This is a genomic window from Pantoea sp. ICBG 1758 (assembly GCF_002928325.1).
Classification (GTDB): Bacteria; Pseudomonadota; Gammaproteobacteria; order Enterobacterales; family Enterobacteriaceae; genus Pantoea; species Pantoea eucrina.
Window position 1 is genome coordinate 1,842,156 of sequence record NZ_POWL01000001.1, and the last position, 25,792, is coordinate 1,867,947.

General features: G+C 57.6%; 25 protein-coding genes. 14 read left to right on the plus strand and 11 right to left on the minus strand.

The features are described 5' to 3' along the window. Positions 1–170: 170 nt before the first annotated feature. From C1Y41_RS08880 to C1Y41_RS08915, 8 genes are read left to right on the plus strand one after another with little or no spacing between them, the layout of a single operon-like run. The gene (locus C1Y41_RS08880; protein WP_071667920.1) at positions 171–1,001 is read left to right on the plus strand and encodes a DeoR/GlpR family DNA-binding transcription regulator; all 831 of its coding nucleotides are present in this window, start codon (positions 171–173) and stop codon (positions 999–1,001) included. Between the two features lie 12 nt (positions 1,002–1,013). After that, on the plus strand, positions 1,014–1,997 hold the full coding sequence (locus C1Y41_RS08885) for a substrate-binding domain-containing protein (RefSeq protein WP_104085266.1): 984 nt from the start codon (positions 1,014–1,016) through the stop codon (positions 1,995–1,997). A 1-nt stretch (position 1,998) separates the two neighbouring features. Continuing rightward, entirely contained in the window at positions 1,999–3,504 is a 1,506-nt protein-coding gene (locus C1Y41_RS08890) for a sugar ABC transporter ATP-binding protein (protein WP_039379496.1), read from the plus strand. After that, positions 3,497–4,486, plus strand: a complete 990-nt coding sequence (locus tag C1Y41_RS08895; protein WP_104085267.1) for an ABC transporter permease — start codon at positions 3,497–3,499, stop codon at positions 4,484–4,486. The genes C1Y41_RS08890 and C1Y41_RS08895 overlap by 8 nt, the downstream gene beginning before the upstream one ends. 15 nt (positions 4,487–4,501) lie before the next feature. Further along, positions 4,502–5,551, plus strand: coding sequence for an ABC transporter permease (locus C1Y41_RS08900; protein WP_039385603.1), 1,050 nt, complete (start codon positions 4,502–4,504; stop codon positions 5,549–5,551). Beyond that, the gene (alsE, locus tag C1Y41_RS08905; protein WP_104085268.1) at positions 5,551–6,243 is read left to right on the plus strand and encodes a D-allulose 6-phosphate 3-epimerase; all 693 of its coding nucleotides are present in this window, start codon (positions 5,551–5,553) and stop codon (positions 6,241–6,243) included. Before C1Y41_RS08900 ends, alsE begins: the two co-directional genes overlap by 1 nt. Further along, a complete protein-coding gene (gene alsK / locus C1Y41_RS08910; protein ID WP_104085269.1) occupies positions 6,240–7,133 on the plus strand; it encodes an allose kinase in 894 nt (297 codons plus the stop codon). Before alsE ends, alsK begins: the two co-directional genes overlap by 4 nt. Beyond that, positions 7,133–8,095 carry a ribokinase gene (locus C1Y41_RS08915; protein ID WP_071667918.1) on the plus strand — a complete coding sequence of 321 codons (963 nt, stop codon included), beginning with the start codon at positions 7,133–7,135 and terminating at the stop codon, positions 8,093–8,095. The genes alsK and C1Y41_RS08915 overlap by 1 nt, the downstream gene beginning before the upstream one ends. A 65-nt stretch (positions 8,096–8,160) precedes the next feature. On the opposite strand, the gene nudK is transcribed toward C1Y41_RS08915, so the two are convergent. The 3 genes from nudK to C1Y41_RS08930 form a co-directional block, all read right to left on the minus strand. Continuing rightward, positions 8,161–8,739, minus strand: coding sequence for a GDP-mannose pyrophosphatase NudK (gene nudK / locus C1Y41_RS08920; RefSeq protein ID WP_104085270.1), 579 nt, complete (start codon positions 8,737–8,739; stop codon positions 8,161–8,163). Between the two features lie 132 nt (positions 8,740–8,871). Next, positions 8,872–10,374, minus strand: coding sequence for an L-asparagine permease (gene ansP, locus C1Y41_RS08925; protein ID WP_039379509.1), 1,503 nt, complete (start codon positions 10,372–10,374; stop codon positions 8,872–8,874). 312 nt (positions 10,375–10,686) lie between these two features. Continuing rightward, a complete protein-coding gene (locus C1Y41_RS08930; RefSeq protein ID WP_071667916.1) occupies positions 10,687–10,959 on the minus strand; it encodes a DUF1471 domain-containing protein in 273 nt (90 codons plus the stop codon). 331 nt (positions 10,960–11,290) lie between these two features. Here C1Y41_RS08930 and acrD point away from each other — a divergent pair, with 331 nt between their 5' ends. Further along, complete coding sequence (gene acrD, locus C1Y41_RS08935) at positions 11,291–14,407, plus strand: multidrug efflux RND transporter permease AcrD (protein ID WP_071667915.1); 3,117 nt, start codon at positions 11,291–11,293, stop codon at positions 14,405–14,407. Positions 14,408–14,510: 103 nt separating this feature from the next. Here acrD and ypfM read toward each other — a convergent pair whose 3' ends face one another. Continuing rightward, the gene (ypfM, locus tag C1Y41_RS20440; protein WP_104085366.1) at positions 14,511–14,570 is read right to left on the minus strand and encodes a protein YpfM; all 60 of its coding nucleotides are present in this window, start codon (positions 14,568–14,570) and stop codon (positions 14,511–14,513) included. A gap of 395 nt (positions 14,571–14,965) precedes the next feature. On the opposite strand from ypfM, the gene C1Y41_RS08945 reads away from it, so the two are divergent. The 3 genes from C1Y41_RS08945 to C1Y41_RS08955 are packed head-to-tail and all read left to right on the plus strand — an operon-like array spanning position 14,966 to position 16,675. After that, positions 14,966–15,334: an ArsC family reductase gene (locus C1Y41_RS08945; RefSeq protein ID WP_104085367.1), complete on the plus strand. Its 369-nt coding sequence runs from the start codon at positions 14,966–14,968 to the stop codon at positions 15,332–15,334. A gap of 1 nt (position 15,335) precedes the next feature. Beyond that, complete coding sequence (gene dapE, locus C1Y41_RS08950) at positions 15,336–16,463, plus strand: succinyl-diaminopimelate desuccinylase (RefSeq protein WP_104085271.1); 1,128 nt, start codon at positions 15,336–15,338, stop codon at positions 16,461–16,463. A gap of 23 nt (positions 16,464–16,486) precedes the next feature. Next, positions 16,487–16,675: a YpfN family protein gene (locus C1Y41_RS08955; RefSeq protein ID WP_039379517.1), complete on the plus strand. Its 189-nt coding sequence runs from the start codon at positions 16,487–16,489 to the stop codon at positions 16,673–16,675. 101 nt (positions 16,676–16,776) lie between these two features. Here the strand turns inward: C1Y41_RS08955 and ypfH are convergent, their stop codons facing one another. From ypfH to dapA, 6 genes are all read right to left on the minus strand, one after another. Further along, entirely contained in the window at positions 16,777–17,472 is a 696-nt protein-coding gene (gene ypfH / locus C1Y41_RS08960; RefSeq protein ID WP_039379519.1) for an esterase, read from the minus strand. A 73-nt stretch (positions 17,473–17,545) separates the two neighbouring features. Next, positions 17,546–19,516, minus strand: a complete 1,971-nt coding sequence (locus tag C1Y41_RS08965) for a tRNA(Met) cytidine acetyltransferase TmcA (RefSeq protein WP_104085272.1) — start codon at positions 19,514–19,516, stop codon at positions 17,546–17,548. Further along, on the minus strand, positions 19,516–20,376 hold the full coding sequence (locus C1Y41_RS08970; protein ID WP_039379523.1) for a neutral zinc metallopeptidase: 861 nt from the start codon (positions 20,374–20,376) through the stop codon (positions 19,516–19,518). The genes C1Y41_RS08965 and C1Y41_RS08970 overlap by 1 nt, the downstream gene beginning before the upstream one ends. A 146-nt stretch (positions 20,377–20,522) precedes the next feature. Continuing rightward, positions 20,523–21,236 (minus strand): phosphoribosylaminoimidazolesuccinocarboxamide synthase, encoded by a 714-nt coding sequence (gene purC, locus C1Y41_RS08975; RefSeq protein WP_039385608.1) that lies wholly within the window; start codon positions 21,234–21,236, stop codon positions 20,523–20,525. A gap of 143 nt (positions 21,237–21,379) precedes the next feature. After that, positions 21,380–22,411, minus strand: coding sequence for an outer membrane protein assembly factor BamC (gene bamC / locus C1Y41_RS08980; protein ID WP_104085273.1), 1,032 nt, complete (start codon positions 22,409–22,411; stop codon positions 21,380–21,382). A gap of 14 nt (positions 22,412–22,425) precedes the next feature. Next, on the minus strand, positions 22,426–23,304 hold the full coding sequence (gene dapA, locus C1Y41_RS08985) for a 4-hydroxy-tetrahydrodipicolinate synthase (RefSeq protein WP_104085274.1): 879 nt from the start codon (positions 23,302–23,304) through the stop codon (positions 22,426–22,428). A gap of 143 nt (positions 23,305–23,447) precedes the next feature. On the opposite strand from dapA, the gene C1Y41_RS08990 reads away from it, so the two are divergent. Both C1Y41_RS08990 and bcp read left to right on the plus strand, forming a co-directional pair. Further along, the gene (locus C1Y41_RS08990) at positions 23,448–24,014 is read left to right on the plus strand and encodes a glycine cleavage system transcriptional repressor (protein WP_039379528.1); all 567 of its coding nucleotides are present in this window, start codon (positions 23,448–23,450) and stop codon (positions 24,012–24,014) included. Between the two features lie 141 nt (positions 24,015–24,155). Then, positions 24,156–24,623: a thioredoxin-dependent thiol peroxidase gene (gene bcp, locus C1Y41_RS08995; RefSeq protein ID WP_071667909.1), complete on the plus strand. Its 468-nt coding sequence runs from the start codon at positions 24,156–24,158 to the stop codon at positions 24,621–24,623. 44 nt (positions 24,624–24,667) lie between these two features. Here the strand turns inward: bcp and C1Y41_RS09000 are convergent, their stop codons facing one another. Further along, positions 24,668–25,738 carry an AI-2E family transporter gene (locus tag C1Y41_RS09000; RefSeq protein ID WP_104085275.1) on the minus strand — a complete coding sequence of 357 codons (1,071 nt, stop codon included), beginning with the start codon at positions 25,736–25,738 and terminating at the stop codon, positions 24,668–24,670. Between the last annotated feature and the right edge of the window lie 54 nt (positions 25,739–25,792).

Consider the following 25,792-nt stretch of genomic DNA (forward strand, 5'->3'; position numbering starts at 1 on the left):
AATTATGTGAGCCACATCAACATTACGTGCAAATAAGCGTTAAGCATTACATTAATAACTGAACTTATATCACTCAATAACGGGCCTCTTTTTTTACCACCGTGGACTCCTGCCCAGTCCACATTTTCCCGTGCCCGCTTCCAGTAATTTATAGCCATCGGAGGATAAGTATGTTGCCGATTGAGAGACAGCAAAGAATTATTAACGAACTTAATATAAATGGCCGCGTAATTGTCTCAGAGCTGGTCACGCTATGTCAGGTTTCGCAGGAAACCATACGGCGTGATTTAAGCCAGCTGGAAAAAAGAGGATTATTACAGCGCAGTCATGGTGGTGCTGTTCCGGTAAAAAAACAGAACGCCGGCATTCAGGGAAATAACAGAGCTGTCAGAGAAAACGAATTATCTTTTCGGCAGCGTATTAATGAGCATGTCGATGCAAAAATGAGCATTGCCAAGCGCGCGCTCGATTTTATCACGCCGGGTGACTGTATTTTGCTCGATAGCAGTACCACCTGCTGGTATCTGGCGCGGCAGCTGCCCGATATCGAGTTAACCGTGCTAACCAATTCGCTACGCATCGTGCAGACGCTGGCGGCGCGCGGCAGCATTCGCACTATCTGCCTCGGCGGAGAATATTCTGACCGCGATGAGGATTTTCACGGCGTGGTGGCTGAGCAGCCGCTGCGTGAATTTCAGATTAATAAGATATTTTTTTCCTGTAGCAGTTTAGGTAATGACGGATATTTACGTGAAGGCAATGAGAATAACGCGCATTTAAAACAACAAATGTTACTGGCCGCTGAAAGAAAACATCTGTTACTGGATGGCAGCAAATTTATGCGCCCCTCTTTTGCCCGTGTTTGTCACTACCGTGATGTCGATTTTCTGATAACTGACCAATTAAAAGATAAAGAGCTGGAGCAGGAACTGGCGTGGAATGGCGTTAACGTCATTGTCTGTTCTCAGCGTCATCAGTCCATGCAGCTAATTAAAAATTAACCAGGAGTCTGTATGAAAAAACATCTTATCGCCTGTTCTCTGCTTGCCCTGTTTGCCGCCACCGGCGCGCATGCCGCTGATAAATTACGCATGGGTATCGTCGTTAAAATCGGGGGTATTCCCTGGTTTAACGCCATGGAAGCGGGCATTAAAAGCGAGGCGGCGAAGCGCGGCATCGATGCATGGATGGTCGGCCCTACCGCAGCCGATCCGGCACTGCAGGTGCGCGCCATTGAAGATTTGATTGCGCAGAAAGTCGACATCATCGGCGTGGTACCCAACGATCCGAAAGTGCTGGAGCCGGTACTGAAACGGGCGCGGGACGCCGGTATCGAAGTGATTACGCATGAGTCACCCGGCCAGCAGGGTGCCAACTGGGATTTTGAGCTGGTTGACGCCGCAACCCACGGAATCAATCACATGAAAGCGCTGGCGAAGTGCATGCACGACGAGGGCAAATACGCCATGTACGTGGGCAGCCTCACCGTACCGCTGCATCAGCAGTGGACCGATGCCGCGCTCAATTATCAGAAAGAGCACTATCCCAACATGCAGCTGGTCACCGACAAATTTGGCGTCGGCGAATCGCTGGATGACTCCATCCGTACCACCAACGAGCTGATGTCTAAATATCCCGATCTGAAAGGCATTATGGCGTTTGGTTCACAGGGGCCGATTGGTGCCGGGCGCGCCGTCATGAACCGCAAAAAAATTGACCAGGTTTGCGTCATTGGCTCCTTCAGTCCGGGTCAGGGCGCCTCGCTGGTGCAGCGTAACGCCATCAAAGGCGGCTACATCTGGAATCCGGAAACCGCAGGTGAAGTCTTTGTGCGTATCGCCGACATGATGCAGAAGAAAGAGCCGATCACCGACGGTATGACGATTGAAGGACTGGGCAAAGTCAAAGTGGATGAAGCGACGCATACCATTCTCGGCAACAACACAGAGAGTCTGGATAAAGACAACCTGCCAAAACTGGTAAAAATGGGGCTTTGATATGCAAGAGGTCATTCCACAGACGCTAATTGCGCTCGAGAATCTGTCGAAAACATTTGGTGGCAACCGCGCGCTGAGCGATATCTCCCTGACCTTACTGGCAGGCGAAGTGCACTGTCTCGCTGGCACCAACGGCTGTGGCAAGAGCACCCTGATCAAAGTCATTTCCGGGGTGCACGCCCCGGACAGCGGCAGCCATATTACGCTGGGCGATGGCCCGGCACTGCCGCGCCTGACCACGCAACAGGCGCGTGATTTCGGTATTCAGGTCATCTATCAGGACCTCTCGCTGTTCCCCAACCTGAGCGTAGCGGAGAACATCGCGTTTGAGCATAACCTCAATGGCCTGTTGCGCTGGCACCGCAGCGCGCGCCTGCGTGAAAGCGCGCGCAGCATTATAACCGAGCTGAAATTTGACCTCGATCTGGATGCGAAAGTCGCGGCGCTTTCGATTGCCCAGCGCCAGCAGGTCGCGATCTGCCGCGCGCTGGTCGCCGATGCGCGCCTGGTGATCATGGATGAGCCAACCGCCTCGCTGACCCGTACCGAGGTCAATCAGCTGCTGCGCACCGTGCGCTATCTGAAAGATAAAAATATCTGCGTGGTCTTTGTCAGCCACCGGCTTGATGAGGTGCTGGAGATCTCCGACCGCGTCACGGTGATCCGCGACGGCCGCAAAATGGGCTGCTGGCCCGCCCGGGAGATGACGCCGCATCATCTGACCGAGCTGATGACCGGCCTGAAGCTCGACTACCAGCTGAAAGCACCGACGCGTAATAGCGAGCGCGTGATCCTGGAGATAGATAATCTTACCCGTGCCGGTCAGTACCGTGACGTCAGCTTTAAACTTTATGAGGGCGAAGTACTGGGGCTGTGCGGTCTGCTTGGCTCCGGACGTACCGAGCTGGCGCTGTCGCTGTTTGGCATGACGCGTCCCGACAGCGGCAAAATCTGGCTCGACAGCAAACCGGTCCGCTTTCGCGGTCATGAAGATGCGATCAAAGCCGGCATTGGCTATGTGTCAGAAGATCGCCTGACGCTGGGGCTGGTGCAGCAGCAGTCGGTGGCCGACAACATGGTGCTGCCGATCCTCGACAAACTGCAGAACCGCTTTCACCTGATCGATGAGTACCGTAAAAACAAACTGATCCTGCAGTGGATCCAGCAGCTCGGCGTGCGCGTCGCCGACCCGAATCTCGCCATATCTACCCTCTCCGGCGGTAATCAGCAAAAAATTGTGCTGGCAAAGTGGGTTCTGACGCAGCCGCGTATTCTGATCCTCGACTCGCCTACCGTTGGCGTAGACGTCGGTGCCAAAGCCAGCATCTATCAGCTGATCCATGAGCTGGCGAAAGAGGGGCTGTCGATCATCCTGATCTCTGATGAGGTGCCGGAGGTCTGGTACAACTGCGACCGTATCCTGCACTTCCGCGATGGCACCATTCATGCCGAATATCAACCCGATAGCGTCGAGCAGCAGCAGCTGGCGGAGGTGATCAATGCCTGATTTTTCCCGTTTACGTCCGCACTCCAGCCAGGGCTGGCTCGCCTGGGTGCTGCTGGCGTTCATTCTGTTTTTCTCTGTGACCAGCGATCAGTTTCTTACCGTACAGAACCTGCTGGATCTGGCGGAGAGCTACGCGGTCACCGGCATCTTTGCGCTGGGCCTGTTTGTAGTGCTGGTGACCGGCGGGATCGATATCTCTTTTGCCGCCGTTGCCTCAGTGGTGCAGTACCTGCTTGCGTCCCTGTTTGTGCAGTTTCAGTTTGATAACGCGCTGCTCAGCATTGTGCTGGCGATCGTGTGCGGCACGCTGTTTGGCGTGATCAATGCGCTGCTGATCACCACGCTGCGGGTGGTCTCCATCATCATCACTATCAGCATGCAGTCGCTGCTGTTCGGCCTGCTGATGTGGGTGACCGGCGGCCGCAGCCTCTATTCGCTGCCGGAGTGGTGGATCACCCTGCGTAACGTACTGCCATTCAGCTGGCAGGGCGAGAGCTTTCAGGTCGGCTTGCCGCTGACCACCATGCTGATCATTGCCGCGGCGACGGCACTGCTGCTGAATAAAACCAACCTCGGGCGCCAGCTTTATGCGGTGGGTGGCGACGCAGAGTCTGCGCGACGTATCGGCATCCGCGTCGGCCTGATCCACGTTTTTGCCTACGGCTGGCTGGGCGCAATGGCGGCGGTTGGCGGCCTGGTACAGGTCTATCGCATGGGCGAAGTGGTGCCTAATGCACTGGTCGGCGGCGAGCTTGATGTGCTGGCGGCAACGGTGCTGGGCGGCGCCAGTCTGATGGGCGGTAAAGGCACGGTCAGCGGCACGCTAATGGGGGTCTTTCTGATCGCCATCCTGAAGAACGGTCTTAACCTGGTAGGCGTGTCGAACTACTTCATGAACATCGTGGTAGGCGGCGTCATCATGATTGCGATCGCCGTAACGCACTACAAAAAACGCAAAGAAACTGATGTCAGTTTCGTGTGACTGAGGGCATTGATGATGAAATCACTGACTGCACTGCGCCCTGACGGCACCAACCTTGGTCTGATGCTGCTGATCGCGCTGGCGCTGGCGACCTTTACGCTGATGCTGCCGGGTCGCTTCCTGACCGACTCCACCTTTATGAGCATGGCGTTTCAGCTGCCGGAACTGGGATTACTGACTCTGGCGATGTTTATCGCCATTCTCAGCGGCGGCCTGAATCTCGCCATTATTGCCACCGCCAACCTGACCGCGCTGTTTATCGCCTGGACGCTGATGAGCGCCCTGCCCGCCGGTGCCGGGATGGCGCTGCAGCTGCTGTGGCTGGTTATCGCCATTATCGGCGCCATGCTGATTGCCGCCGCCATCGGCGTCATCACCGGCCTGATGGTCACGCGCATCGGCGCGCATCCGATTCTGGTGACGCTGGCTACGATGATGACGCTGAACGGGATCGGTATCTGGCTGACCAAAGGCGCAGCCGTCAGCGGCATGCCGCCGGTGGTGCAGGCGCTGGGCGCTGATACGCTGCTGGGGATGCCGCTGCCGCTCTGGGTGTTCCTCATCGCCGCCGCGCTGCTGGCGCTGTTTCTCGGTAAAACCCGGGCCGGCAAATGTATCTATATGGGCGGCAGCAACATCAACGCAACCTGGTTTAGCGGCATTAACACCCACCGCATGGTGATGCTGGTTTACGTGATCTCCAGCCTGCTCTGCGTGCTGGCGGGCCTGATTATGATGGCGCGCTTTAACTCCGCGCGCATGGGCTACGGCGACGCCTACCTGCTGCTGACGGTACTGGCGATTATCCTCGGCGGCACCGATCCCAACGGCGGCTTTGGTCGCGTCACCGGTGTCGTGCTGGCGCTGATTGCGCTGCAGGTGCTCTCAACCGGCTTCAACCTGATGAATATCAGCCAGCACGTCAGTCTGGCGATGTGGGGCGCGGTGCTGATTGTGGTACTCGCCTTTAAACAGCTCAAAACCCGACTCAACGAACACCGTGCGGTAAAGCTCAGCAAGCTGGCCGCGGTGCTTAATCCTCTGACTGAAAAGAAGGAAGTATGATGCGTATTCAAATCTCCCCGTCACTGATGTGTATGAACCTGATGGAGATCAAGCACCAGCTGCAGGTTCTCGATTCGCGCGCTGACTTTCTTCACGTGGATATCATGGATGGTCACTACGTTAAAAACATCACGCTCTCCCCTTTCTTTATTGAACAGATCCGGCCCTATACCCGCGTGGCCATTGATGTACATCTGATGGTGGAAGAGCCGACCGACTTTATCGAGGCGGTCGCCAGAGCGGGCGCTGATTACATCTGCCCGCATGCAGAAACTATTAACCGCGACGCCTTCCGCGTGATCAATATGATCCGCAGCTTTGGTAAAAAAGTGGGTGTTGTGCTGAATCCCGCCACGCCGGTCTCCTTTATCCAGCACTATATTCACCTGCTGGATAAAATCACCGTGATGACGGTGGATCCCGGCTACGCCGGTCAGCCCTTTATTCCGGAGATGGTGGAGAAAGTGCGCGAGCTGAAAACGCTTAAACAGCAGCACGGTTATCACTATCTGGTTGAGATCGACGGCTCCTGCAACACCCGCACCTATAACCAGCTGATTGGGGCCGGTGCAGAAGTGCTGATTGTCGGCACATCCGGCCTGTTCAATATTCATGATGATTTGGCGACCGCGTGGGAGATGATGCGCGACAGCATTGATGAAGCCCAGGGGCTGACGCAGGTGTCCGCATGAAACCACGCTGGCTCGGTATCGACATCGGCGGCACCGGTACGCGGCTGCAGCTGATGGAAGAGGATGGCGTCTGGAGCAGCTTTCGCAAAGTCGCCACCGTCAGCTGGGCGCAGCAGCCCGACGCGCTGCTGGCGCTTGCTCAGCTCATCCGCGACACGCTGGAGCAGCAGCCGGTAAGCGGCATTATGCTGGGTCTGCCGGGTATTCTCAGCCGCGACCGGCAGCAGGTGATTTCGCTGCCCTTTATTCAGGCGCTGGATGGCCAGCCGGTCGCGTCGCGCCTCACCGCGCTGCTTGGCGTGCCGGTGGCGATGGACAAAGATGTGAACCATCTGATGCTGTGGGATCTGCTGCAGCTGGAGCAGCTGCCGGACAACGCCGTGGGTCTCTATCCCGGCACCGGCATGGGCAACAGCCTGTGGCTGAACGGTGGCTTTTATCACGGCGAGCATGGCGGTGCCGGCGAGCTGGGGCATATTCCGGTGGCGGGCAACGCCCTGCCCTGCCCGTGCGGCAACCACGGCTGTGCAGAAACGCTGACGTCGGGCCACTGGCTGAGCCGCTGGGCCGCACAGAACGCCGCCGATACGCCGATGCCGGCGCTGTTTACCCGCCACGGCGAACAGCCGGAACTGCAGGCGTTTGTCCGGCGGCTGGCTGAACTTATCGCGACCGAAATGAATATTCTCGATCCGGAGTACCTGATCCTCGGGGGCGGCGTACTGGCGATGGCTGATTTTCCGCTGGCGCAGCTGCGCAGCCAGATCCAGCAGCATCTGCGGCCGCCGGTTACCCGTGAAAATCTGAAGATTATCTTCAGCCACTCAACCGACTACACGGGCTGCCGCGGTGCCTGTCTGGCCGCCGAACGCCTGTTCAGGAGCGTATGATGAAAGGAAAAGTGTGTGTATTTGGTTCCTTTAATCTCGACATCGTGGCGGTGATGCGCCGCTTTCCGCTGCCGGGTGAGTCGCTGACGGCGCACCACAGTATGATGGGCGCAGGCGGCAAAGGGGCTAATCAGGCCACGGCGGCGCTGCGCGCAGGTGCGCGGGTGCACTACATCGGCAAAGTAGGCAATGACGATTTTGGCCTGTTTGCCCGCCGTCATCTGGAAAAAACCGGGTTCGATGCCATTACGCTGTTTACCTGTAAAGAGAAGCCAACCGGCAATGCGCTGATTTACGTCGCGGGCGACGACGCGGAGAATATGATTTCAGTCTATCCGGGCGCCAATACCACCGTGACCGCAGCCGAGGTGACGCGCTGCCAGCCTACGGTCGCCGCTGCCGATATTCTGCTGGTGCAGCTGGAGAATAATCTCAGCGCTATCCAGCGTATGATCGACAACGCCCGCGCCAGCGGCACCTTTGTCATCCTTAACCCGGCGCCGTGGCAGAAGATCGGCGATGCGCTGCTGGCAAAGGTCGATCTGCTGACGCCGAACAGCACCGAAGCTACCCAGCTCAGCGGCGTAACGGTAACCGATTTCGCCAGCGCGCGCCGTGCCGCCGGGGTGCTGCATCGTAAGGGCGCGCGCCAGGTCATTATTACGCTGGGCATGGCGGGAGCCCTGCTCTCCACGCCTGACCGGCAGCAGCGTATTCCGCTCTTTCCGGCGCAGCCGCGCGATACCACCGGCGCGGGTGACGCATTTAACGGTGCGCTTGCCGCGCGTCTCGCCTCAGGCGACGATCTGCCGCAGGCGGCGCGGTTTGCCGCAGCGTTTGCCTCGCTCTGCGTTGAGCGCGCTGGCGCAGCCGACTCAATGCCCTCCTATGCCGAGGCGCTGGCGCGACTGCAGGCGCATCCGGAGTGCGTGGTCGGGGAGATAGAGAACGCGGTGGCGTAACTGAGCTTCAGGCACAGATATTCAGCCATGCAGGCCCGCCGCGGGGGCGCATCACTGCGCCCTGATTACGGCTTCAGCCATCCGGCAAGCTGCGCATGCTGCAGCAGCATAATGGTTTTACCGTCACAGATGCCCCCATCTTTTACCCTCGCCAGCGCCTGCGGGAACGACAGCTCCAGCACGGTTATCGCTTCATCTTCAACGCCACCGCCGCTGCTGGCACGCATCGCTTCACTATATTCTGCAGCAAAGAAGTGGATCAGTTCCGTAACGCCGCCGGGTGACATGTAGGCAGCAAAGAGTTTCTCAACCTTCCCTACCTGATAGCCCGTCTCCTCAATCGCCTCTTTACGGATGCAATCTTCGGGCGTGTCGTCGTCCAGCAGCCCGGCGCAGGCTTCAATCAGCTCACCGCTTTCGTTGCCGTTAACGTAAGTGGCGATGCGAAACTGCCGGGTCAGCACCACGCTGTTTTTTTCACGATTGTAGAGCAGGATGGTTGCGCCGTTACCGCGATCGTAGACTTCACGTTTGTGCCGCACCACCTCGCCATTGCTGCGCGTCAGCTCGTAGGTGTAATTGCGCAGCACAAACCAGTTTTCAGACAGGATCTTATTTTTAATGACGTTGATAGTGAATGCCATGAGCGCTCCGCTGCTTTGCTGAGAGAGGCTGAAATGATAGGCGGCAGCGGCGGGGAAAACTATCTGAATTACCTGCGCAGCGGCGGGTAAAAAAAACGGGAGCCAGGCTCCCGTTACGCTACAGAGAAAGGTTTAGCGTCCGCTTTCGTCCGCCAGCTGCGGTGACGCATCGCTGCTCTCATCCGCGTGCACCTCATGCTCTTTCATTGCCTCTGCCTGGACGCGCTTGCGTACGCCAAACCAGCCAAGCACCAGCAGTACGGCGATCAGAGGAATGGAAGCGATGGTATAGGTGCCGTTAGGGTAGTCAAACGCCATCAGCACCAGCACGCTCAGCAGGAACAGCAGCGTCAGCCAGGAGGTGAACGGCGCCCACGGCAGCTTAAAGCTGACATCCTCAGCCTTGCCCTCTTTGATCGCTTTGCGCAGACGCATCTGGCAGACCACGATAAAGCCCCAGGAAGAGATGATCCCCAGCGAGGCAACGTTCAGGACAATCTCAAACACCTGCGACGGCACGTAGTAGTTCAGCACCACGCCAACGATGTAAACCGCAACCGTGACCAGGATACCGGCATACGGCACCTGCTGCTTGCTCATCTTCGACATAAACTGCGGCGCTGAGCCGCCCATCGACATGGATCGCAGAATACGGCCGGTTGAATAGAGACCGGAGTTAAGGCTGGAGAGCGCCGCGCTCAGTACCACAATGTTCATAATACTGCCGACATAGGGAACGCCCAGCTTTGAGAAGAAGGTCACAAACGGACTCTGTCCCGCCTGGTAGGCGTTCCACGGCAGCAGCAGCACCAGCAGCACCACGGAACCCACATAGAACAGGCCAATACGCCAGATCACGCTGTTGATCGCTTTGGGCAGCATGGTTTTAGGATCTTTGCACTCGCCGGCCGCGGTTCCTACCAGCTCAATCGAGGCAAAGGCAAATACCACTCCCTGCACCAGCACCAGCGCGGCCATCAGGCCATGCGGGAAGAGACCGCCGTTATCGGTGATCAGATGGAAGCCGGTCGCGTTGCCGTCGAGCGGTTTGCCGGTACCGAGAAACACCACGCCAACAATCAGGAAGATCACAATTGCCAGCACTTTGACCAGCGCAAACCAGAACTCCATTTCGGCGAACCACTTAACGCCAATCATGTTCATGGTGCCGACAATGGCCAGCGCGCCGAGCGCAAATACCCACTGCGGTACGTCGCCAAACGCGCCCCAGTAATGCATATAAAGCGCCACGGCGGTGATATCGACAATCCCGGTCATCGCCCAGTTAACGAAATACATCCAGCCCGCTACATAAGACGCTTTTTCCCCGAGGAATTCACGCGCATAGGAGACAAAGCTGCCGCTTGAGGGGCGATGCAGTACCAGCTCGCCCAGCGCACGGAGAATAAAGAAAGAGAAGATGCCGCACACCAGATAGACCAGTGCCAGCGCCGGACCTGCCAGCTGCAGGCGTGCGCCTGCGCCGAGGAACAGACCAGTGCCGATAGCACCGCCAATGGCGATCATTTGTACCTGTCGGTTACCCATTGCTTTGTGGTAACCGGTATCGTGAGAGTTCAGCCAGCGCCTTCTCGCAGCACGCTGTTCGTCGGGCGTTTTTTTAGTATGTTTCATAGCTTTCCTGTTTGTCCTGACCATCAATCACCGGCTGACCAATCGTTTGCGCCTGCGGTGCGAAATGGAGTAAAAAACCGGTGCCGGAGCAGTGGAACGATGCGCGTGGCGACCCGGGAAATTACGGCGATGAATCCTACCCGTTCTGCATGAACGAAGCAAAATATACTGGCTGGACGCACGATCTGATTTGTAAGAATCGGTCGTGACGCACAAAAAAAACCGGTCAGCAGCGTGACCGGTCAGGATGGCGTCAGAAAAGCAGAAAATCGGGCCGGGAAATGCCCGGTTGCGCAGCTCCCGGGTAACGCATTAGCGATAGATTTCAGCGCTGCCGTTCCAGAGGCTGGAGTCGCCAGGATTCTGCGCGCCAATGACGCGAAAGTGTGTGGCGCCCATCTCTTCCGCTTTTTGCGACAGCTGGCGGGTGGCGTCATCCAGCGTGCCGCGCACGCCGCTGACCGATATGGTGCCTGCAGGCTGCATGTTTTGGGCATCCGCCTCGCTCAGCGGCGTAGCAGCCAGCGTGGAAAAACTTGCGGTGGCAAGCAGGGCCGCACCAAAGAGGGTAGTAGCTCGTTTCATAAGGATCTCCTGAGTGGCAGAAAATAGCGGGTGACAGGAGAAGTATTGGCAAGCCTGTGCAAACCAGGCCAGGCGGTCGGTAAATCTGTTTAATGTTTAGCCAGATCAATGTCTGTATTGCCGGGAAAGGTAAAGCAGTACGGCACCGGTTGAGCCGTCCGGCCACGCAACATTTACATTTCTTCCATAATTACTCCACGTTTCTCTGATTTACACCGCGTAAAGTAAAGCGGGCAGGCGCCTGCAGAGTGTGCCCGCCTCGCCTGCCAGCGCGCCAGCCGTGCGCTGCTCATATAATAATGACAAGCTGCCGCTGAGGAGTAACAGAGTTATGTCGGACTTTTTTATCGACCGCCCGGTATTTGCCTGGGTTCTGGCGATTTTACTCTGTCTGTGCGGCACGCTGGCTATCACCTCGCTTCCGGTTGAACAGTATCCGGATCTTGCTCCGCCCAATGTCCGCATCACGGCCAATTATCCCGGCGCCTCTGCCCAGACGCTGGAGAATACCGTTACGCAGGTTATCGAACAGAATATGACCGGCATCGATAATCTGATGTATATGTCCTCCAACAGCAGCAATACCGGCCAGGTGCAGATTACGCTGACCTTTCTCGCCGGTACCGATCCCGATGAGGCGCGTCAGCAGGTGCAGAACCAGCTGCAGAGCGCACTGCGCAAACTTCCGGCCGCCGTTCAGGCGCAGGGGGTTAACGTTAATAAAACCGGCGACAGCAACATTCTGATGATTGCGTTTGTCTCCACCGATGGCAGCATGGATAAGCAGGATATTGCTGATTACGTTGCCAGTAACATCCAGGATCCGCTCAGCCGCATCGATGGCGTCGGTCAGGTGGATGCCTATGGGTCACAGTACGCTATGCGCATCTGGCTCGATCCCGTCAAACTGACGCGCTATGCGCTCACGACCGCCGATATCATTCAGGCGATTGAGTCACAAAATACCCAGGTCGCCGTCGGCCAGGTCGGCGGATTGCCGTCGGTAGAGAAGCAGGCGCTGAATGCCACGGTCAACGCGCAGTCCATGCTGCAGACGCCGGAGCAGTTTCGCGCCATTACCTTAAAAAGCAGCGGCAGCGGTGCAGTTGTCACGCTCGGTGATGTTGCCAGTATCGCCATGGGCGCAGAGAAATATGACTACCTGAGTCGCTATAACGGTCAGTCCGCATCAGGCCTGGGGGTTAAGCTGGCTTCCGGCGCGAATGAGATGAATACTGACCGGCTGGTTCGCGCCCGCGTCGCGGAGCTGGCACACTATTTTCCCCCCGGCCTTGAAGCGAAAATCGCATTTGAAACCACGCCTTTTGTTAAGGCCTCCATAAAAGATGTCGTCAAAACGCTGCTGGAAGCGATCCTGCTGGTGTTTCTGGTGATGTATCTCTTTCTGCAGAATTTTCGCGCCACGCTGATCCCCACTATCGCGGTGCCGGTGGTGCTGCTGGGTACGTTTACCGTGCTCTATATCTGCGGCTTCAGTATTAATACCCTGACCATGTTTGCCGTCGTGCTGGCCATTGGCCTGCTGGTTGATGATGCGATCGTGGTCGTGGAAAACGTTGAGCGCATCATGAGCGAGGAAGGGTTATCGCCACGGGCCGCCACGCGCAAATCGATGGGGCAGATACAGGGCGCGCTGGTGGGCATTGCGCTGGTTCTCTCCGCGGTCTTTGTCCCGATGGCCTTTTTTGGTGGCACGGTGGGTGCCATTTATCGCCAGTTCTCCATTACGATTGTCTCCGCTATGGTGCTGTCAGTACTGGTGGCGATGATCCTGACGCCCGCCCTCTGCGCCACGCTGCTTAAGCCGCTGAAACAGGGTGAACATCACGGTCAGCGCGGATTTTTCGGCTGGTTTAACCGCGCGTTTAACGCCAGCACTCAGCGCTACGAACGGGGCGTTGCGCGACTGCTGCGCCAGAGTGGCCGCTGGATGCTGCTCTATGCCGCGCTGATCGGCCTGATGGCTTTTCTGTTTTTGCGTCTGCCGACCTCTTTTCTGCCGCTGGAAGATCGCGGCGTATTTATGACGCAGATTCAGCTGCCGCCGGGTTCAACGCTGCAGCAGACCTCCCGCGTGGTTGAGAAAGTTGAACGTTACTACCTTACGGCGGAAAAAGAGAACGTCACGTCCGTGTTTGCCACCATTGGATCCGGGCCTGGCGGCAACGGTCAGAACGTGGCGCGGCTGTTTGTCCGCCTCACGCCCTGGGATCAACGTCCCGGTGACGACCGCACCTCTTTTGCCATTATTGAGCGCGCTACCCGCGCATTTGCCGCGATTGCTGAAGCACGCGTGGTCGCCAGCAGCCCCCCGGCCATCAGCGGCATGGGCAGCTCCTCGGGCTTTGATCTGCAGCTGCAGGATCACAGCGGTATCGGGCACACGCAGATGATGGCGATGCGCGATAAGCTGCTGGCGCTGGCGTCAGCCGATCCGGCGCTGTCGCGCGTGCGGCATAATGGCCTGGACGATACGCCGCAGCTGCAGATCGATATCGACCAGCGCAAAGCGCAGGCGCTCGGCGTCTCGCTGGACACCATCAACCAGACCCTCTCTACCGCCTGGGGATCGACCTATGTGAATGATTTTCTCGATCGCGGCCGGGTTAAAAAGGTCTATGTGCAGTCGGCACCGGAGTTTCGTATGCTGCCCGGCGATATCAATAAATGGTACGTGCGCAACAGCAGCGGCGGCATGGTGCCCTTCTCTGCGTTTGCCACCAGCCGCTGGGAAACCGGCTCACCGCGCCTGGAGCGCTATAACGGCTACGCCTCGCTGGAAATTGTTGGCGAAGCGGCCAGCGGCGTCAGCAGCGGAACCGCCATGGATGAGATGGAGAAGCTGGTGGCGCAGCTGCCGCTCGGGGTAGGCTTCCAGTGGACCGGCGCATCTTATCAGGAACGATTATCCGGCGCGCAGGCCCCGGCGCTCTATGCTATTTCGCTGCTGGTGGTGTTTTTGTGTCTCGCTGCGCTCTATGAAAGCTGGTCTATTCCCTTTTCGGTGATGCTGGTTGTGCCGCTGGGTGTTGTCGGTGCTCTGCTGGCAACATGGCTGCGCGGACTGGAAAACGATGTCTATTTTCAGGTCGGGCTGCTGACGGTGATCGGGCTTTCGGCGAAAAACGCGATTCTGATCGTGGAGTTTGCGAATGAGATCAACAGCAAAGGCCGTGAGTTAAAGGAGGCCACTCTGGAAGCCTCGCGTCAGCGCCTGCGTCCGATATTAATGACTTCACTTGCCTTTATGTTTGGCGTCCTGCCAATGGCGATCAGCAGCGGCGCGGGTTCAGGCAGTCAGCACGCGGTAGGGACCGGCGTTCTGGGCGGTATGCTGACAGCCACGCTGCTGGCTATTTTCTTTGTACCCCTGTTCTTTGTGCTGGTCCGGCGTCGCTTTCCGCTGCGTGAGAAACCGCACGATTAGCCGGCATGAAAAAAGCCGCCGGGAGAAGCTCCCGGCGGCTCTATTGATGTGTGTGGTCAGAATTACAGCAAGGGGGGAAACGCCCTGCTTTCCTCGTCACGCGTTACTTACGTAACATCGCTTCGATAAATTCTTTCCAGTTCCCCAGTTCATGTTCAACCATAACAACCTCTCTTATTGTGATGGCAATTGTACGCCGCTTTTTTCTGCAGGTGAATACGTTTCCACCTCTTATCACTATCGGCAGAAGCGGGGAAAAGCTGCAGTTTTTCTTTTTTGTGCCGTAACGCACATTTCTGCAAACTTCTGTTCAGAATGAAAAATAATGTTTTTTTCATTCTGTAGCACAATTCCGTGATTAAGATAATCCTTACCGGCCTGATAATAAGACAGCGGGCAGTTTGCGCTCAGAATGAAAGCGCTTACTGGTCCTGATTAGCGTTTTCGATTAAAGGCCGCAGATGATGAAAAATGCAGGCAATATCCACTGACGCTCACCGCGCGCACCCCGCTGTGGTAAACTCGCGCGCAGATTTTTTTGCAGAACGGGAAACAGCTATGACAGCGCAGTGGGTGATGTACGGAATCAAAAATTGCGACACCGTAAAAAAAGCGCGCAATGCACTAACCGCGTCCGGCATCGACTACCGGTTTCACGATTATCGCGCGGATGGACTGGATGCCGCGCTGCTGCAGCACTTTATCGAACGGCTTGGCTATGAAGCCCTGCTGAATACGCGCGGTACCACATGGCGCAGGCTGCCGGAAGCAGAACGTGCCGCGATTAAGGATGCCGCCAGCGCCAGCGCCGTGATGCTGGCACAGCCTGCCATCATTAAACGTCCGCTGCTTGCCGCCCCCGATGGCAGCCTGCTGCCGGGCTACAGCGCCGATCTTTACCACGCTTTTATTCAGGAGAAGTCATAACATGTTCTGTCCGGTTATTGAGCTGGCTCAGCAGCTCATCCGTCGCCCTTCGCTAAGTCCGGATGATGCGGGCTGTCAGGCCTTGCTGATCGCCCGCCTGGAGGCGATCGGTTTTCAGATTGAGCAGATGCATATTGATGACACGCTGAACGTCTGGGCCACGCGCGGTCACGGTGAAACCTTAGCGTTTGCCGGACACACTGATGTCGTACCGCCCGGTGATGCAAACCGCTGGATCAACCCGCCGTTTGAGCCCACTATCCGCGACGGCATGCTGTTTGGGCGCGGTGCCGCCGATATGAAGGGCTCGCTGGCAGCGATGGTGGTAGCCGCTGAACGTTTTGTCGCTGCGCATCCGCAGCACAAGGGCCGCCTGGCGTTTCTGATCACCTCCGATGAAGAGGCCAGCGCGGTCAACGGCACGGTCAAAGTGGTGGAGCGCCTGATGGCGCGTCATGAACGGCTGGATTACTGCCTGGTGGGTGAGCCCTCCAGTACAGAGATCGTCGGGGATGTGGTGAAAAACGGCCGGCGCGGTTCAATGACCGCAAACCTGACGCTGCACGGCGTGCAGGGACATGTCGCCTACCCGCACCTGGCGGATAATCCGGTACACCGTGCCATGCCGGCGCTGAATGAGCTGGTGGCCACCGAGTGGGATCAGGGCAACGCATTCTTTCCGCCAACCAGCATGCAGATTGCGAATGTGCAGGCGGGTACCGGCAGCAATAACGTTATTCCCGGCGAATTTTTTGTGCAGTTTAACTTTCGCTTCAGCACCGAGCTGACCGATCAGATGATTAAAGATCGCGTGACGGAACTGCTGGACCGCCATCAGCTGCGCTATACGCTGGAGTGGACCGTTTCCGGACAGCCTTTCCTGACGTCACGCGGCAGGCTGGTTGACGCCGTGGTAAACGCCGTAACGCACTATAATGAAATTAAGCCGCAGCTGTTGACCACGGGCGGCACTTCCGACGGACGCTTTATTGCCCGTATGGGAGCGCAGGTGGTGGAGCTTGGCCCGGTTAACGCCACAATTCATAAAATCAATGAGTGCGTCAAAGCGTCAGATCTGCAGCTGCTGAGCCGCATGTATCAGCGCATTATGGAGCAGCTGATTGCCTGACCGCATAAACAAGGAGACGGGGCATGGAGTGGTTAAAAGAGTACTGGTGGATCCTGGTGATTGTGCTGATGGTGGGCGTACTGATGAACGTCTATAAAGATCTCAAGCGCATCGATCATAAGAAATATATGGATAACCGGCCGGATTTACCTCCGCATCGTGATTTCAACGATAAGTGGGATGATGAAGATGACTGGCCAAAGAAAAAATAGGCCAGGGGCGCGTAAAAACATCAGGGGCGCATAAATGCGCCCCCTACGGATTATTGTAGGGGGCGGATTGGTTGCAGGGGCGGCATTTATGCCGCCCGCCCCTACAGAAACATCACAACATCGTCGTCGTTTGGTTTGGCGCCGCTCAATGCTTCATCAAAATAGCGGCGCGGTATGGTATAGCGCAGATGATGCAGCGCCCGCGCCATGCTGCGTTCATCTATCGCATGCGGCAGATCGTTCACCACATCCAGCGTCACATCGCCACCCAGCTCGGTCAGACGCTGGTTCGCCGCTTCAGCATGCTGTAGCGGTACCTGTTCGTCATCGTCGCCGTGAATAAGATGAATGGTATTACGCCTGCTGGCGCGTTCCGGCAGCGTGGTATAGCGCCCGCTAAACGCCACCACCCGTCCCGCCAGCTCCGGCTGCGCTTTGACGCCCTCCAGAACCATGGTGCTGCCCTGCGAGAATCCGACCAGCGCCGTCGCTTCGGGCCGGACGCCAGCAGTACGCTGCCAGTGCCGGACAGACTCGATAAATAGCGGCATGACCGCATCGACACACTGCTGCGGCGAGCGATCCTGAGCGGGATAGTCCATAAACCACTGGCGGCCCTGCGGCACACTACCGGTATAAGGCGCACCTACTGACACCACCTGCGCGTCCGGAAACGCCTCAGCAAACCAGGTGCCAATTTGTGCCATCGCATCAGGGTTATCATCAGCGCCGTGGTAAAGCAAAAAAAGCTGAGCAGCCTGCACCGGCTGCTGAACAACAACATATCGTAAAGCCATACTGACCTCCTGTATTCACTATACGCCGCAGCCAGCAGAGTGATACCGGGAAAATTTGAACAAGAGCGCTGATTTATTGCAACAACGTCAGCCGCTGTTGCCAGGCCTGCGCTGCCTGCGGATCGAGCCGTTCAAGCGCCTCAGCCGTCTCCTGACGCAGCCGCTGTACCACCGCCCTGCGGCCGCTGAGACCGGCGCTGCTGCCCGCCTCGCTCAGCGTCTGTTTCTGAAGCAGTATGGCCTGCATTAACGGCTGTGGCTGTATGCGTACCAGCCGCTGCAGCACCGCATAGCTCGCCTCGAACGGGCGCTGTGCCCAGGCAAAACCTGCCAGCAGTACCACATCCTCTTCATTAATATCCTGCGACAGCCCCGCTTCCTCTGGCAGTGGCAAATCGATGAGATCGTTCAGCCAGACGGCATCGCGCGCCAGACGCTGCGCCGCCTGCGTCTGCAGCAGTTTCCCGGCCGGCGTCAGTGCGCAGATGGCCATTGCGGCGTAGCAGCCGCTGCTCGCTTCACGCTGCGATCCGACCCGCACCAGCGTAAAGCCGCAGGCGTGCCAGAAGCGCCACAGCGCCGCCGTGTAACCAAAGCTCACCGAGAGAAAATCACAGCCGGCGGCCTGCTGACGCGCCTGTGAAACCAGCGCCCGGCCAATGCCCTGCTGACGGCGGGCGGCCGTCACCGCAATGCGGCTGATACGCAGAGAGCGCAGCGTAGCCGCCGCGCTGAAACCGGCGTGTGCCGCCAGTGACTGCGCGACCAGATTACCGCGCGGGCGACGCGTGCCGGCCCAGACAGCCTGCGCCAGTTCTGCATCCAGTCCGCCCTCTTCAACCAGCCACAGGGCACCGGCCACGCTCTCTGCTGCGCCAGCCAGCCAGAGCTGCATCCCCGGCGCGTCCAGCAGGCGGCGCAGGTCGAGGGGCGAAGTGCGATAGTGCGCGCTCGCCAGCAGACGATAGCCCGCCTCCAGCGCAGCGGGGTGCGCATCCGGCGTCGCTCGGTATAACGTGATTTCAGATGCGGGTGCGGCGCGATCCGCTTCTTCAAACAGCAGCGCGCGGTTGAGCCACTGCTCCAGCGGATCCTGTGCGCACCAGCGCAGGGGCTCATCCAGCGTGAAATAGCGGACGTCAGGCAGGGTGGCGCAGAAGCGCAGCAGAAAGCCGCGTCCGGTGCCCTCGTACCCCTGCACCGTTGTGGTCAGCAGCACACGCGGAAAGCGTGCAACCAGCTGCTGCAGCAGCGGCGCCGGGATCGCGGCTGCCTCATCAACGATCAGCCATGCAGGCAGCGGATCGATCGGCTGCTGCAGGATCGCATCAGGGGCCATAAAGGAAAACTGCTCGCCGGCAAACTGCGCCAGCACCTCTGTTGACACCTTCGCCGGAGCGGTGACCAGCGCGTGCGTTGTATTACGTGCCAGCATGCCGGCCAGCGCCGACTTGCCGCGCCCGCGCGGTGCGGTAACCACCGCCACCCCGGAAGCGATCGCCTGCAGCTGAGCAAGAATAGCCGCCTGCTGCTGTGGCGCCTGGCATTGCCAGCGCGGCCAGACACCTGCGGCTGGCTGACGTACCGGCAGATGCTGTCGCTGCAGCAGCACCTCGTCATCTTTCAGCATCAGCTGCTGCAGGCGGCGTATAAAACGGGGCGTGGCGATGGGCTCTGCGACATCGGCCCAGCGCAGGCTGTCCGCATCGGCAGCTGTCGCCCAGCTCTCCCACGGCGGCGTCAGCAGCAGCAGCCAGCTGCCGGCGCGCAGCGTACCGGCCAGCGCGGCAAAAGCCTCAGCGTGAAAGCCGTGCCGCGCATCGAACAGCGCATGGGTAAATTCACGTCCCAGCAGCGTTCGCAGCGCTGTCGGGGCAACGTGCGGCGTCAGGTCGCAGGCGCTGCTGAGCGTGATCCAGTCACCCGGCAGCGCCTGCTGCCATAGACCGGCCTGCTCGCGCGCCCACTCTGCATCACCTGCTATAACCGCTAAGCGGCGGATGCCTGCCTGCTGCATCGCCGCCGTGATAACCGCACAGGACATCAGTTAGTGGCGAAGGTGTTGCACTGGCCCGGATCGCCGCCGTCATAACCGCGTTTAAACCAGGTATAGCGCTGTTCAGATGTGCCGTGCGTAAAGCTGTCCGGCACTACGCGCCCCTGGCTCTGCTGCTGCAGGCGGTCGTCACCAATCGCTTCGGCCGCGTTAAGCGCTTCCTGCAGATCGCCCACTTCCAGAATGTTCTGCTGCTGCATATAGTGGCCCCAGACGCCGGCAAAGCAGTCCGCCTGCAGCTCCATTTTCACCGACAGCTGATTCACCTGTTTCTCACTGGCACCCTGCTGCATTTCACGTACTTTCGGCTCAATACCCAGCAGCTTCTGCACATGGTGACCCACCTCATGCGCAATGACGTAGCCCTGCGCAAAGTCGCCGCCTGCGCCGAGTTTGGTTTTCATCTCATCGTAGAAAGAGAGGTCGATATAGACGCTCTGGTCAGCCGGACAGTAAAACGGCCCCATCGCCGCCTGACCGGTTCCGCAGTGGGTGCGCGTCACGCCGCGATACATCACCAGTTTTGGTGGCACATACTGTTTGTTCATCTGCTTAAACAGCTTGTCCCAGGTATCTTCGGTTGTCGCGAGGATCACCGAGGTAAATTTCGCCGCCTCGTTATCCTGTGCGGAGTCCACCTGGCGCTGCTGCACCGGTGCGCTGCCACCGCCGCCCAGCAGTCCGGTAAGGTCATAGCCGTAATATCCGGCCACCGCCACAACGACCAGCAGGATAATGCCGCCTTTCCCGCGCGGCAGCCGGATCTGTCGCCCGCCACCGCCAAAACCTGATGATTCGCCGCGACGATCTTCCACATTGTCGCTTTCACGACGCCCTTGCCAGCGCATGGCCTGCTCCTGTTTATTTATCTTCAGATAGGCATGATTTTAGATGGCGCCAGGCATAATCACCAGCGTTGCAGGCAGGCAGATGACGGATATAAAAAAGGGCCGTCTGCAGAGACGACCCGATAGCACCTGCCGCGTAATGCGGTTTAGTCGAGTTTGACCCCGAGGCGGTGTGCTACAGCTTCATACGCTTCCACGACGCCGCCGAGGCTCTGACGGAAACGGTCTTTATCCATTTTGTCCATGGTCTCTTTGTCCCACAAACGCGCGCCATCGGGTGAGAACTCGTCGCCCAGCGTGACTTCGCCGTTAAACAGACCAAACTCCAGCTTGAAATCGACCAGGATAAGACCGGCATCATCAAACAGTTTGCTCAGCACCTCGTTGGCTTTATACGTCAGCTCCTGCATACGCGCCAGGTTCGCTTTACTGACCCAGCCAAAGGTTTCGCAGTAAGACTCGTTGACCATGGGATCATGTTTGGCGTCATCTTTCAGGAAGAGATCAAACAGCGGCGGACTGAGCAGCATGCCCTCTTCCACCCCAAGGCGTTTGACCAGCGATCCGGCCGCGCGGTTGCGGATCACGCACTCTACCGGCACCATCTCCAGCTTTTTCACCAGCGCTTCGTTATCAGACAGCAGCGCTTCCATCTGAGTAGGAATGCCCGCTTCCTGCAGTCTGGTCATAATAAAGTGGTTAAACTTGTTGTTTACCATGCCTTTACGATCAAACTGTTCGATTCGTGCCCCGTCTCCTGCTGATGTATCGTTGCGGAACTCAAGTACCAGCAAATCCGGATTGTCGGTACTGTATACGGTTTTCGCTTTACCGCGATACAACTCAGCTCGCTTTTGCATCTTGTTAACTCCAGACATGAAATAACCCGTGTTCAGCGGTGTTCCACCGCGCGACGACTGCGTGACGCAATCGTTTACCTCGCCGGGCGCCATTATGCCAAAATCAAAACAAAAAGGCCGGAGAATCTCCGGCCTTTACACAATTATTTATTCAGTGCGCCCTGCATGACGGCCACCAGCGCATCGTTCTGCGCCTGGGTCAGCACGTGACCCTTAGGATCGATAAACTGCAGACTACTGCGGTTATCAAGGTCGCCGACCTGCAGCTTATAGTCACCGTTTGGCAACTCCGGATCTTTGGCGCCAATCGCGTCAAACGCGCTGCTGCCCGGCTGCTTATAGGTCACTTTCAGACTGCCCTGCGAACGGTTGTCATCCGTCACTTCCATGCCAGCACGCTGCAGCGCCGCCGGCAGTCGCTGCCAGGTGACGTTAAACGGCGAGCGCAGGATCAGCAGCGGCAGGCCGGTTTCATCTGCACCGCTCTGGACGTCGATCTGTCCGGTCGCACGTCCGGCGGCAGCATCCTGACTGGCAGTATCGATCTTATCCAGACCGGTACTGAGATCGTTGAGCATCTGGCCGGTATAGCGCTGAACCTGTGCCGGTGACGTCACCGTCTCACCCTGCTGCTGCAGCTCAAGCAGACGCACCGTCAGGACCTGCTGATACCCCTGATTCTGCACGCTGATCTGATAGCGGCCGCGATACTGATTATCTTCATCTGCGCGGTTCCACTGCACCCAGTCGGTGGTGAGCTGCTGCCCGGCATCGTTACGCTGGGCAATCGGGAACTTGTAGGATTGCACCACGTTGACCACCTGTGACCAGATAGAACCGCGACTGCTTTCCAGCGCCAGTACGCCGGTATTACCGGTGAACTGCGCGCGCGTACCGTTCATCAGCGCCAGCGGCTGCGCCGGCGGACGAATATCGAGTGCTTTACCCAGCGCGCCATTAGCTACGCGATGCGGAACCTCATAGTCGCCGTTCTGTATCGGCAGTATTGCCCCTGCCGGCGCGTTCAGATCGCGCAGTTCAGGCGTCTGAAGATAGGACTCATCGCCGCTTACCTGGCGCTTGTAACGCTGATCGCTGGAACAGGCTGTCAGCAGCATCAGAGTGGAGAGACCTGCTACCGTTACCAGCGCCGAGCGCTTAACTGAAAAACTCATTGATTCTCCCTAAATTAACGCAGACCCGCTTTGATAAGTGCCTGCGCCGTTTTTTCCTGGCCCGCGCTGGTCAGCGGCGTCATTGGCAGGCGCAGCGTGTCATCCGCGATCAATCCCAGCTGTTTTGCGGCCCATTTTACCGGAATAGGATTGGGCTCACAGAAAAGCGTCTGGTGCAGATGCATCAGACGCTGATTCAGGTTACGCGCTTCGGCAAATTTGCCTTCCTGCGCCAGCGCACAGAGTTCAGCCATTTCACGCGCCGCAATGTTAGCGGTGACAGAAATGACGCCTTTGCCGCCCAGCTGCATGGAATCCAGCGCAGTGGCATCATCGCCGCTGACAATAATGAACTCGTCACCAACCAGCTGTTGGATCTGTGAAACCCGCGATAAGTTCCCGGTCGCTTCTTTAATACCGATAATATTTTTAATTTCAGCCAGGCGCGCCACGGTCTCCGGCAGCATATCGCAGCCGGTACGCGACGGAACGTTATAGAGCATCTGCGGCAGATCGGTGCTTTCCGCAATCGCTTTGAAGTGCTGGTAAAGCCCTTCCTGAGTCGGACGATTGTAATAAGGCGTCACGGTCAGGCAGCCGACCACGCCGGTGCCGGTAAAGCGTTTTGTCAGAGAGATCCCTTCGGCAGTGGCGTTAGCGCCCGTTCCGGCGATAACCGGAATACGGCCATCGGCCAGCTCCAGGGTTTGCATCACCACGTCACCATGCTCTTCATGGCTGAGCGTTGCAGATTCGCCGGTGGTGCCAACAGAAACGATCGCTGCGGTTCCGCTGGCGACATGATAATCAATCAGTTTTTTCAGACTCGGGCGGCAAACCTGGCCCTGGTCATTCATAGGCGTAATGAGTGCAACAATACTTCCGGTGAACATGGGCTATCCCCTCGACAAACAAGTGCCTCATGTTACGTTTTACCTTCAAAGAAAAGCAAGCGAGCCAGCCCATTCCCGCGCTTGTCAGCAGTTTTTTTTATGTTTACCTTATAGTTATTAGCGAACGTACAGGAAAACTCATTTTGTCGCAGCCACAGCCGCATCATCTGGTCATCACTGCTCTTGGCGTCGATCGTCCGGGTATCGTTAACGCCATTACCCGCCACGTCAGCAGTTGCGGCTGCAATATAGAAGATAGCCGTCTGGCGATGCTCGGCGATGAGTTCACCTTTATTATGCTGCTTTCCGGCAGCTGGAACGCCATTACGCTGATTGAATCCACGCTGCCGATGAAAGGCGCTGAGCTGGAGCTGCTGATCGTAATGAAGCGCACGAACGCGCGCGCGACGCCACCGATGCCGGTGACGGTCCGGATTCAGGTAGAAGTGCCGGATTCGCCACGCATCATTGAGCGCTTTACCGATCTGCTTGATAAACATCAGCTGAATATCGCTGAGCTGGTGTCGCGTATTAACCCGGCTCAGGACAATGAACAGCCGGTACTCTATATTCAGATGACAGCACACAGTCCGGCAAACCGGGTAAGCGCACCGATAGAGCAGGCGTTTAATCAGCTGTGTGAAGAACTGCATGCACAAGGCTCAATTCGCCTCTATAGTGTCACCGACGACAGCAGCAATGTCCTGTAATCAGGCTCCGGGTTATTTCGCCACACACTCTGTTGCAGCAGCATAACGTGTTGTGAAATAACCCTGAGGTAAACGTCCGGCCAGCCAGCAGGCTCTGCCGGGTGTCATACCCGCAGCATGAACAAAAAACGGAGAGTTGTGATGAATCCACTGAAAGCCGGTGATACCGCACCGAAATTTAGCTTGCCCGATCAGGATGGCGAACAAGTAAATTTGGCCGACTTCCAGGGACAGCGTGTTCTGGTCTATTTCTACCCGAAAGCGATGACGCCAGGCTGTACTACTCAGGCCTGCGGCCTGCGTGACAACATGGACGAGCTGAAAAAAGCGGGCGTAGAGGTACTGGGTATCAGCACCGACAAGCCGGAAAAACTGTCCCGTTTTGTTGAGAAAGAGCTGCTGAATTTCACGCTGCTTTCTGATGAAGATCACCAGGTGTGCGAGCAGTTTGGCGTCTGGGGTGAGAAGTCATTTATGGGCAAAAGCTACGACGGCATCCACCGCATCAGTTTCCTGATTGGTCAGGATGGTAAAGTGGAAAAGGTGTTCGACAGCTTTAAAACCGCAGACCATCACGATATCGTGCTTGATTACGTGAAGTCTGCCTGATCAAAAGCGGTGCGCCTTTGCTGCGCACCGCTTCCCGCTATTTCTTACTCTGCGATCTGCCGTTCCGGCGTGGTTTCCGGCCAGGCGCGTACAACCGCTTTTACCAGCGTGGCCAGCGGAATAGCAAAAAATACGCCCCAGAAGCCCCACAGTCCGCCAAAAATGACCACGGAGAGAATAATCACCAGCGGATGCAGATTTACCGCTTCTGAAAACAGCACCGGCACCAGTACGTTGCCATCCAGCGCCTGGATCACCAGATACACCACCATCAGCGTCCAGAAATCGCTGCTAAGCCCCCACTGAAACAGCCCGACGCCAATGACCGGCAGCGTAACGGCCAGCGCGCCCACGTAAGGGATCAGCACCGAAACGCCCACCAGCACCGCCAGCAGCAGCGCGTAATTGAGCCCCAGCACTAAAAAGGCGATCCAGCTGACTACGCCTGTCACCGCCATCTCCAGCACTTTGCCGCGAATATAGTTGGTGATTTGCTGATTCATCTCTTTCCATACCGTGCCCGCCAGCCCGCGATTACGCGGCAGCACGCGCCGCACCGCATTCAGCATCTGCTCTTTATCTTTCAGCAGGAAAAACACCATCAGCGGGACCAGCACCAGATAGATCATCAGCGTCATCAGACCGACCAGCGAGGCCAGCGAATAGCGCACCAGGGATTCACCCAGGCCGGTCAGGCGGCTGCGCAGATTCTCTACGATGATATCGATAATGCCTGCATCTACCAGTGCCGGAAAACGCTGTGGCAGTGCAGCCGCTGAGACATAGAGTTTATTGAGCATGTTGGGCAGATCGCGCGTCAGGTTAATGCCCTGCTGCCAGGCAACCGGCGCCACTATCAGTACCATAACCAGCAGAATGCCGGCGAAGAGTATTAACACGATGCTGGTTGCCCAGCTGCGGCTGCAGCCGATACGCTGCAGCCGCACTACGGGCCACTCCAGCAGATAAGCCAGCACCAGCGCCACCAGCAGCGGCGCCAGCAGCCCGCTAAAGAAAAACAGAATGCAGAACGCCGCCAGCAGGATCGCCAGCAGGCCAATCGCCTGCGGATCGCTGAAGCGACGCTTGTACCAATGAAACAACAGAGACAACATCAACCTTATCCTTTTACTGCCCCGGCACGGCACGCTGCCGCCCGCTTATCGATC